This window comes from Zhongshania sp. (assembly GCF_041623545.1).
GTDB lineage: Bacteria > Pseudomonadota > Gammaproteobacteria > Pseudomonadales > Spongiibacteraceae > Spongiibacter.
In genome coordinates this window covers 1-8,146 of the sequence record NZ_JBFJWS010000142.1, presented here as the reverse complement: position 1 = coordinate 8,146, position 8,146 = coordinate 1, and the positions used below count along the sequence as shown (strand labels likewise).

At 52.1% G+C, this 8,146-nt stretch carries 8 protein-coding genes; 5 read left to right on the top strand and 3 right to left on the bottom strand.

The annotated features are described in order from the left end of the window. The first annotated feature begins 39 nt into the window (after positions 1–39). Genes ABYT30_RS12425 through ABYT30_RS12415 form a run of 3 tightly spaced genes read left to right on the top strand, consistent with a single transcriptional unit; the run spans position 40 to position 2,523 of the window. Positions 40–288 carry a hypothetical protein gene (locus ABYT30_RS12425; protein ID WP_373096756.1) on the top strand — a complete coding sequence of 83 codons (249 nt, stop codon included), beginning with the start codon at positions 40–42 and terminating at the stop codon, positions 286–288. Between the two features lie 4 nt (positions 289–292). Then, positions 293–1,420, top strand: coding sequence for a hypothetical protein (locus tag ABYT30_RS12420; RefSeq protein ID WP_373096754.1), 1,128 nt, complete (start codon positions 293–295; stop codon positions 1,418–1,420). Continuing rightward, positions 1,417–2,523, top strand: a complete 1,107-nt coding sequence (locus ABYT30_RS12415) for a HupE/UreJ family protein (RefSeq protein WP_373096753.1) — start codon at positions 1,417–1,419, stop codon at positions 2,521–2,523. Before ABYT30_RS12420 ends, ABYT30_RS12415 begins: the two co-directional genes overlap by 4 nt. A gap of 22 nt (positions 2,524–2,545) precedes the next feature. On the opposite strand, the gene ABYT30_RS12410 is transcribed toward ABYT30_RS12415, so the two are convergent. Continuing rightward, on the bottom strand, positions 2,546–2,989 hold the full coding sequence (locus tag ABYT30_RS12410) for a DUF4124 domain-containing protein (protein ID WP_373083227.1): 444 nt from the start codon (positions 2,987–2,989) through the stop codon (positions 2,546–2,548). A 518-nt stretch (positions 2,990–3,507) separates the two neighbouring features. Here ABYT30_RS12410 and ABYT30_RS12405 point away from each other — a divergent pair. After that, entirely contained in the window at positions 3,508–5,256 is a 1,749-nt protein-coding gene (locus ABYT30_RS12405) for an acetolactate synthase 3 large subunit (RefSeq protein WP_373096751.1), read from the top strand. Positions 5,257–5,260: 4 nt separating this feature from the next. Further along, positions 5,261–5,752 carry an acetolactate synthase small subunit gene (ilvN, locus tag ABYT30_RS12400; RefSeq protein ID WP_008251432.1) on the top strand — a complete coding sequence of 164 codons (492 nt, stop codon included), beginning with the start codon at positions 5,261–5,263 and terminating at the stop codon, positions 5,750–5,752. Positions 5,753–5,913: 161 nt separating this feature from the next. On the opposite strand, the gene ABYT30_RS12395 is transcribed toward ilvN, so the two are convergent. Next, positions 5,914–6,765, bottom strand: coding sequence for an alkaline phosphatase family protein (locus tag ABYT30_RS12395; RefSeq protein ID WP_373096750.1), 852 nt, complete (start codon positions 6,763–6,765; stop codon positions 5,914–5,916). A gap of 367 nt (positions 6,766–7,132) precedes the next feature. Further along, on the bottom strand, positions 7,133–8,146 hold a 1,014-nt coding region (locus ABYT30_RS12390; protein WP_373096749.1), incomplete at its 5' end, for a TonB-dependent receptor domain-containing protein.

Here is an 8,146-nt window from a genome sequence, read left to right as displayed (position 1 = left end):
ATTGCTGGCGCAGTGTCTGCTAATTAAGAGGAGCTCGCGATGAAGACAATACTGAAATGCAGTCTGATCCTCGTTGTGGCTGTTGGCTTATCTGCCTGCAATAACGGTGACAGTAAGTACGATGGCAAGGCCCGCGCTGGTAGCAATAATGCTGAACAGAGCTTCAGCCAATTACTGACCTCGGTGTTTATGCGTGACGCCGATGCCGAGCCTGTTGCCATCAATGGCGCCAATGTGACTGAGGCGTTTGACGCTCAGGCCATTGCCGATTTGTCAGCGGCTAATTAAGACCATGGCGCGAGTGATTTCTTTGCGAGTTGTAAAGCGCGCTCGCGCCATCGCTATTCCATTATGGATGCTGATTTTAGGGCCAATTTTATGGCTTGGTCTAACGTCGAAAGTGCATGCGTTGACGGGGCCAGAAGTAGCTCATCCGGATAATGATGAGCAGATTATTTTTATTATTAGCAATCAAAATAGCGCGAAAGATGTGTTGGTTAGCGCGGTTCCGGAACAACACCTTAGTCGTGCTAAACAGGCCTTACTCGATTTTCAGCGCAGCGCTAACCCGCGCTATCTCGGTGATGCCCAGCGTGAATTGGCTGCAATTTCGGCAGCCGATTACACCGCTGATTTTTATCTGTACCGCGCCTCCCTCAAACAAAGCCTGCATCAGTTTGCGCAAGCCAGTGCCGACCTCGACGTGGTAGCTGAACTCGATCCCGGTAATTTTCAGGCGCAAATGATGCGCTTCACCATTGCCTTTGTGAGCGGGAATTATGCTGTTGCTGAACTTGCTTGTGAAGGGCTGCAAGGCTTGGGCAGTAAGCTCTATGTTGCGAGTTGCCGTCAGCACTTGCGGGTAGTGCAAAATGAAAACGAAGCTGAGCTAGCATATCTTGCGCTGCAAGCTGCCATGGCGAAAGCGGGCGCACTGGCTGACCGGCAGGCACTTATTTGGGCAGCAGGCAGCTTGGCCGATATTGCCGAACGCGCTAGGCGTGCTGATGCTGCGCAGCTCTGGCAGCTAGTTCTCAGTATGAATGCTAATGATGTTTATGCGCGGGCACGGCTAGCGGCATTAAAACTAGCAGCCAATGACAATGCTGCTGTTATCGGACTCACGGCAGATTATTTAGGGATAGACTCCCTCGCAGTATTAAACGCTATTGCGGCGCGTCGACAAGGCGGGGGTGAGGCGCTGATAAGGTCCTTGCGCGAACGCTTCGACGAGGCCTTGTGGCGAGGCGAGGTGTTACATAAGCGCGCCTATGCTCAGTATTTACTGGATATTGAGGGTGCTCCTGAAGAAGCCATTCTTTGGGCCGAAAAGAACTGGCAGGAGCAGCGCGAGTGGCCAGACGCCCAGCTATTGGCGCGGGCGCAGCGCGCTGTGGCAGAAATAGGGGCTAGCCCGTGACGCGCTTATTACTGCTGGTTTTGAGTTTGTGGTTCTCGGGGCAGGCCAATGCCCATAAAGCGAGCGATAGTTTTATCTATGTTCATGCCGATCAGATTCGCGTGGATATCGCCTTGCAAGATATGCAGCGCTTACTCAATTTTGATTTCAATCGGGATCAATCCTTGAACTGGGGTGAGCTGCGGGCGGGTGAGTCTCAGTTTCGCGCGCTGCTGCGCAGCAATATTAGCTTGGCAAGCAGAGGCGTCGATTGCCCGATATTGTTTCGCTTAGAAGGGCTTAGTCAACACAGCGACGGTAAATACGCGGTGTGGATACTCGACGCCGCCTGCTTACACGAGAAAGGCCCAATAGCGCTTAGCTACTCACTGCTATTTGAACTTGATCCCCTGCATCGCGCTTTGTTAGCCGTGAACATAGGTTCGAAGCAGCATTTGCAGCGCGTAGCGAGCGCGTATGACGATGATAAGGTGCAATTGAGCGTACTGTCGCCCGGCGATAATAGGGTAGTGTTGGGTGAGGTTAGCGCCTTAGATACCGCCTTTAAGTTTGCTTGGGAGGGGGTTGTCCACTTGCTTATTGGCTACGACCATTTAATGTTCTTGCTTGCATTGTTGCTGCCAGCGAGTCGTCGTCATGGTCAAAGCACTTTACAGAGCGCCTTTAGCGACGTGGCGTGGGTCGTGACCATGTTTACGCTTGCCCACAGCGTGACCTTGGTTTGTGCGAGTTTAGGCTGGATTACGCTGCCGTCACAGCCAGTGGAGATTGGTATCGCGCTGTCAATTAGCGTGGCTGCAGTACTGGTTCTGTTTGATGTGAACCGTCGTGCTCAGCGGCGCTTGGCGATGGCAGTGGGCTTGTTACACGGTTTGGGTTTTGCTGGGGTGTTGGCGGGGATGTTGTCGACAAGCCCCATGAAGCTGCTGGCGTTGGGTAGTTTTAATCTTGGTATTGAGTTGGCGCAGCTGGGCTTGGTATTACTGGTTTTGCCGCTGCTCCACTGGCTGGGCGCGAGCTTGTTTTATCAACGCTGGCTTCTGCCCTTGACGGCTTTGGGGTTGGCGCTTAGTGGGGTGTTTATGGCGTGGCAGCGCCTTTAGTAGTTGCCACGCACAGTTTGCCTTAGTTGCAGTGAACCTTGATCACTTCCTGCGCGCGATTTTTTTGCTCGTTAATCTCTTCGCTATTTAAAAAACGACTGGTGCCGTCGGCATTGCTAATCCGAATGCGGGCGCCGTTGGCGGCGAGCGACTGCATATTCGCCTTGGCTTTGGCGCATTGCTCAGGATTCTTGGGCGGCAGCACTTCCATTTTTTCCGGAATCGCTTCGCTAGATGTGGCGGCTACATCAACACTGCTTTCATTGGTGCTAACATCGCTATCTAAACTTGCCCCGCTTGAGGTTTTAATAAAAACCGATGCTCGGCCGTTGGGCGGCTGTTGGGTGAAGTGGATTTTGCCCTCGTCGTCGCTCCAGCGGTAGTAGCCATTTTTCTCGGCGAGGGTGTTTAGGCTCGCAAGGGCGAGGGTGGTAAAGAGGCTAGCAATCAATAGTGTCTTATTCATAGCGCGATAGTGTCGTGTAGATAAGTTGCCTAGATTATGGCAGATAATTCACAAGGAAGAAAAACTGCTGCAGTTTTCTGTGGCCGACTACGCTGATTTTGACAGAATACTTGGTAATCCCGTGAATTTACGGGAAATTTGGTATTGACATAAGGGCCTATAGGTTAAAAAATACGCAGTCTATCTTTGCGATAGCAAATGGCTGTTTTCCGCGCCGCTTACCTGCGGCCAAAGTACAGAGTGCGACTCATCGTGTTGCACGGCTACATTAGTAGTTCCATTCACTCTGCAGACACATGACCTGTGTTGCGAGATTGCCCGCACCGCGTTATCCCGCGTTGCATATAAACGCTGCCTAGCAGCATTTTGGCGTTTCGCCCGGAATTCAGCCGTGTCGGCTGAGCAACCGGTGGTAATGTGTTTCGACATCTTTGTTCTTGTTAATCAGGTTTCGGGCTTGTCGCTCGGACTATTTATAGCAAGCTTTTGCGTATTCAAACTGAATCGAGGGTATTTCAGTGGAGTTGTTATCTGGCGGCGAAATGATCGCGCGGGCCATGGAAGACGAGGGTGTAGAATTCATCTTCGGTTATCCCGGTGGTGCCGTACTGCATGTTTACGATGCTTTGTTTAAAAGCTGCAAGGTGCCGCATATTCTTGTGCGTCACGAACAAGCGGCAACTCACGCCGCAGACGGCTATGCCCGCGCAACGGGTAAACCCGGCGTGGTGCTTGTCACCTCGGGCCCGGGTGCCACCAATGCCATAACGGGCATTGCCACCGCGTATATGGACTCCATACCGATGGTAGTCCTGTCTGGCCAGGTCATGACTCACTTGATCGGCGAAGACGCCTTTCAGGAAACCGATATGCTGGGTATTTCTCGGCCCATCGTTAAGCACAGCTTTCAGGTCACTCGCACTGAGGATATTCCTGAGATCATTAAAAAGGCCTTTTACATTGCCACGACTGGCCGCCCAGGCCCGGTGGTTATCGACCTGCCTAAGGATTTAACCAATCCCCACGACAAATTCGAGTATAACTACCCTAAAAAGGTCAAGCTGCGCTCCTATACGCCGGCGACTCGCGGTCACTCTGGGCAAATCAAAAAAGCGGCCAGTTTACTGCTGTCGGCTAAACGTCCGATCATCTACGCCGGTGGCGGTGTCGTACAGGGCAATGCCTCTGAGCAATTGCGGGTATTGGCGCGGGAGCTGAATTTCCCCGTAACCCACACCTTAATGGGCTTGGGTGCCTTCCCTGCTAGCGACCGCCAGTTTGTCGGCATGCTGGGGATGCACGGTTTTTACGAAGCCAATAACGCCATGCATCACAGCGATGTCATCTTGGCTGTTGGCGCGCGTTTTGATGACCGTGTCACCAATACCACCGGCAAATTCTGTCCTGGTGCCAAGATAGTTCATATCGACATCGACCCTGCGGCGATCTCTAAAACCATCGCTGCTGACGTACCGATTGTTGGCCCCGTCGACTCAGTACTGAATGACCTGCTGGCCGTTATCCACGAGATGCGTGCCGCCGATGCGAGTCTGCCAGACAAAGACGCGCTGAAGCACTGGTGGAACCAAATCGACGAGTGGCGTGATACCCACGGACTCTGGGTTCGCCCTCAGTACGACATCACTACGCCGTTCATTAAGCCCCAGCAGGTTATTGAAACCCTGTGCAAGGTTACTCACGGCAAGGCGTATGTTGCGTCAGACGTTGGCCAGCATCAGATGTTTGCCGCCCAGTACTATAAGTTCGACGAGCCACGTCGCTGGTTGAACTCCGGTGGCCTCGGCACCATGGGCTTTGGCCTGCCCGCAGCGATGGGCGCCAAGCTGGCCTTTCCGGATGCTGACGTTGCCTGTGTGACCGGTGAAGGCAGTATTCAGATGAATATTCAGGAGCTGTCGACCTGCGCCCAATACAATATTCCAGTGAAAATCATCAGTCTGTATAACGGCTATCTGGGTATGGTTAAACAGTGGCAGGACATGCAATACGATGGCCGCTACTCAGAAAACGTTTACGAAAACTCGCTGCCTAACTTTGTGAAACTGGCCGAAGCCTATGGTCATGTTGGTATCAAAGTTACCCAACTGAGTGATTTGGAAGAGGCAATGAAAGAAGCCTTTGCCCGTAATAACGATCTGGTGTTTATGGATATTCACGTAGACCCACACGAGCATGTATACCCAATGCATATCGCCCCTAACGGCAGCATGCGTGATATGTGGCTGAGCAAAACGGAGCGGACCTAAGATGATGCGACACATAATTTCGGTATTGTTGGAAAATGAGCCGGGTGCCCTGTCGCGGGTGGTGGGTTTATTCTCTCAGCGCGGTTACAACATTGAGACGCTCAACGTTGCACCCACAGAAGATCCGACACTTTCGCGCTTAACCTTAACCACGATTGGCGACGACCACAAAATTGAACAGATCACCAAACACCTCAATCGCCTGATTGACGTGGTTAAATTGGTCGACCTGTCTGAAGGCGCCCATATCGAGCGCGAGCTGATGTTAGTCAAAGTGCGTGCCACCGGGGCCCAGCGTGCAGAGATAAAACGCTGCACTGACATCTTTCGCGGCCAGATCGTCGATGTTGGTCCTAGCGTGTACACCATTCAGGTGACTGGTGCAGCTGACAAGCTTGATTCGTTCCTAGAAGCCGTCGGCGAAGCGGCGATTATGGAAGTCGTGCGCAGCGGTGTTTCCGGTATTGCCCGTGGTGAGAAAATATTGAGTCTGTAAATTGACTGGATTGATTAAGGCGCCTTCGGGCGCCTTTTTTTTGTCTGGCGTTATATGTTCGGAGTCGGCATGGCGAAGAGCATAGGTAATATCAAATATGGCCCACAGCAGAGCGGTGGTGTCATGCAGCTGATTGGGTTTCAGAAATCGGCGCGTAATGTTTAAACCGCAGCTGGCACATACGGTATTTTCATCGCTTGCGCATCGACTAACATTTTAGCGGCTATTGGCTTGCCGTGCCCAGCGATGCCGAGTAGCTCGCAGATAGAGCCGCAGAGTTCGGTCTGTTTCGGTGCTGCGTCAGGCTGGTGTGAGAAGCCCTCGCCGATCACATAGAGCGGAATGTCGCGCTCTTCGGGAAGGATGCCGCCGTGGCTCTTGTCATTGTTCATGCCGTGGTCGGAGGTGATCAACACCTGATAGCCTTCTTCGATCCAAGTGGGGAGGTATTTAGATAACTCGCCATCTGAAATACGCACGGTATTGCGGTAATGGGAGCTATCTACGCCCTCGTGATGCCCCGCGTTGTCAATATTCATCGGGTGTATCAACATAAAGTCTGGATTGTGGCGGCGGCGCAGTGATTCTGCATCGAGGTATACATAATTGTCTGGGTAGTGATCGCCATGATAGAAACAGCCATGTTGAATCAGTTGCTCTAAATCTTCGGTGTGGCGATCTCTTACCGGATCATAGGGGCTGCGGTTGTAGAGCTCACTAAACCAATGAAATGCCGCTGCGGCGGTAGTCAGCCCTGCCTCGCGTGCTAAGCTAAAAATACTTTGTTGGTTGGAGTTGCGGTTTATGTCGTTGTGCACGATGCCGCTTAGAACAGGGGTAACCCCCGTTAGGATTGTTTCGTAGAGTGGGCGAGATTTAGAGGGTAACTCGCACTGTAGCTTATAAAGGGTACTTGTCCCCTGCGTTTTTAAGCCCTGGAGATAGCCCATACACTGCTCTGCAGAATTGTAGGCAAGACCATCTAGCACGACGAGTATTACTTTTTTGGGCATATTCTCCTATCAAGATTATGGCTGATCAATTTTGCTTGATCATTAAAATGCATTGCGCCGAGAGTAGCTGCTAGAGATGAAGTATATATGACAACGCGAAAATCCTTTCAATTATAGTGAAATGATTTACCTGAACTGATTGAGAATATCATCGGAAAGCGCTCTTAGGGCGCGAGTATGCTGGCGCTTGGTTTTGCATATTGCTCACGGGGAGGGTGACGATCACTGACGATTGGGCGTAAAAGACATAAAAAAGGGCTGCAGGAGTGCTGTAGCCCGAAGCGCATCTCCTTTTAGAGATGCGTGGAGGGAAGTGGGAAATTTAATTAGATCTTGGGCGAAACAAGTTAGTGCGCCCCCGCTGAGTTTAGAAGTTATACCGTAGCGACGCGCCAATGGTGCGCGGTGCGCCGTAAGTATTGGCGCCGTAGCCGCCGCTATCCACAACATTCAGTCCACCGAGTACATAGGTTTCGTCGCTTGCATTATTAAGGTAAAGCGCGGCATCGACCTTCGATGCCATCACATTGCGCCAATCGACGCGCGTATTCCACACTTCGTAGCTGCTGACATTGGAATATTCTGTCATTGCATCAATGTCGGCTTGTGACCAGTTACCGCCAAAGGCAGCCGGGAGTATTGGGAACTGATCGATGAGCGCGTGGGTGCTCATGTCGTCCTGCCAGTACACACTTGCTGTTACTGATATTTCACCGAGGCTCGCCGCGACTGGCAAAGTATACGTTGCCGATGCAGAGACGGTCCGCTCGGGTGTATAGACAAAATCATTGCCGCTGGTATCGACCTCAACACCGCCAATCAAATCCAATCGCTCTTTGAATTTTGCCGCCACAAAGGACAAACCTGCGGTGAGTATAAGGTTCTCCGTTGGTGCCAGTGTTGCTTCGAGTTCGATCCCTTTTATCTCGGCCTCTGCGGCATTTTCAGTGCGGGTTACTGTGCTACCCCCTTGATCAAATGAACGGGTGTATTGAATGTCTTGGTAGTCCTGCCAATAAAGTGCGGCATTGGTGCGCAAGGTTCCTGCAACTGTTTCCCAATCCCCCTTGTGACCCAGCTCGTAAGTGGTCACCACTTCTTCGTCAAAGGGTTTCAGTGTGGCATCGTTGTTGCCACGAGTATTAAAGCCGCCCGCTCGGTAGCCGGTCGATATGCTGCCGTATACTAAGTGCCCCGCCGCGGAGGTGTGATTCAAGGAGGCTCGCCATGTTGGGCTGTTAAATTTTTCGTCCACCGAGCGTGAGCAATCTGGAATTGCAGCGCCGCCGGCGCCAGTCACGTTACACATAGTGCGGGCAAGGTCTCGCCATTTACTGACAGTGAGTTCCCGGTCGTCCCAGCTCTGGCGGATGCCGAGGGT

Coding starts and splice junctions, on each gene's coding strand:
- ABYT30_RS12425 (WP_373096756.1), top strand. CDS start 40: ATGAAGACAATACTGAAATGCAGTCTGATCCTCGTTGTGGCTGTTGGC.
- ABYT30_RS12420 (WP_373096754.1), top strand. CDS start 293: ATGGCGCGAGTGATTTCTTTGCGAGTTGTAAAGCGCGCTCGCGCCATC.
- ABYT30_RS12410 (WP_373083227.1), bottom strand. CDS start 2,989: ATGAATAAGACACTATTGATTGCTAGCCTCTTTACCACCCTCGCCCTT.
- ilvN (WP_008251432.1), top strand. CDS start 5,261: ATGCGACACATAATTTCGGTATTGTTGGAAAATGAGCCGGGTGCCCTG.
- ABYT30_RS12395 (WP_373096750.1), bottom strand. CDS start 6,765: ATGCCCAAAAAAGTAATACTCGTCGTGCTAGATGGTCTTGCCTACAAT.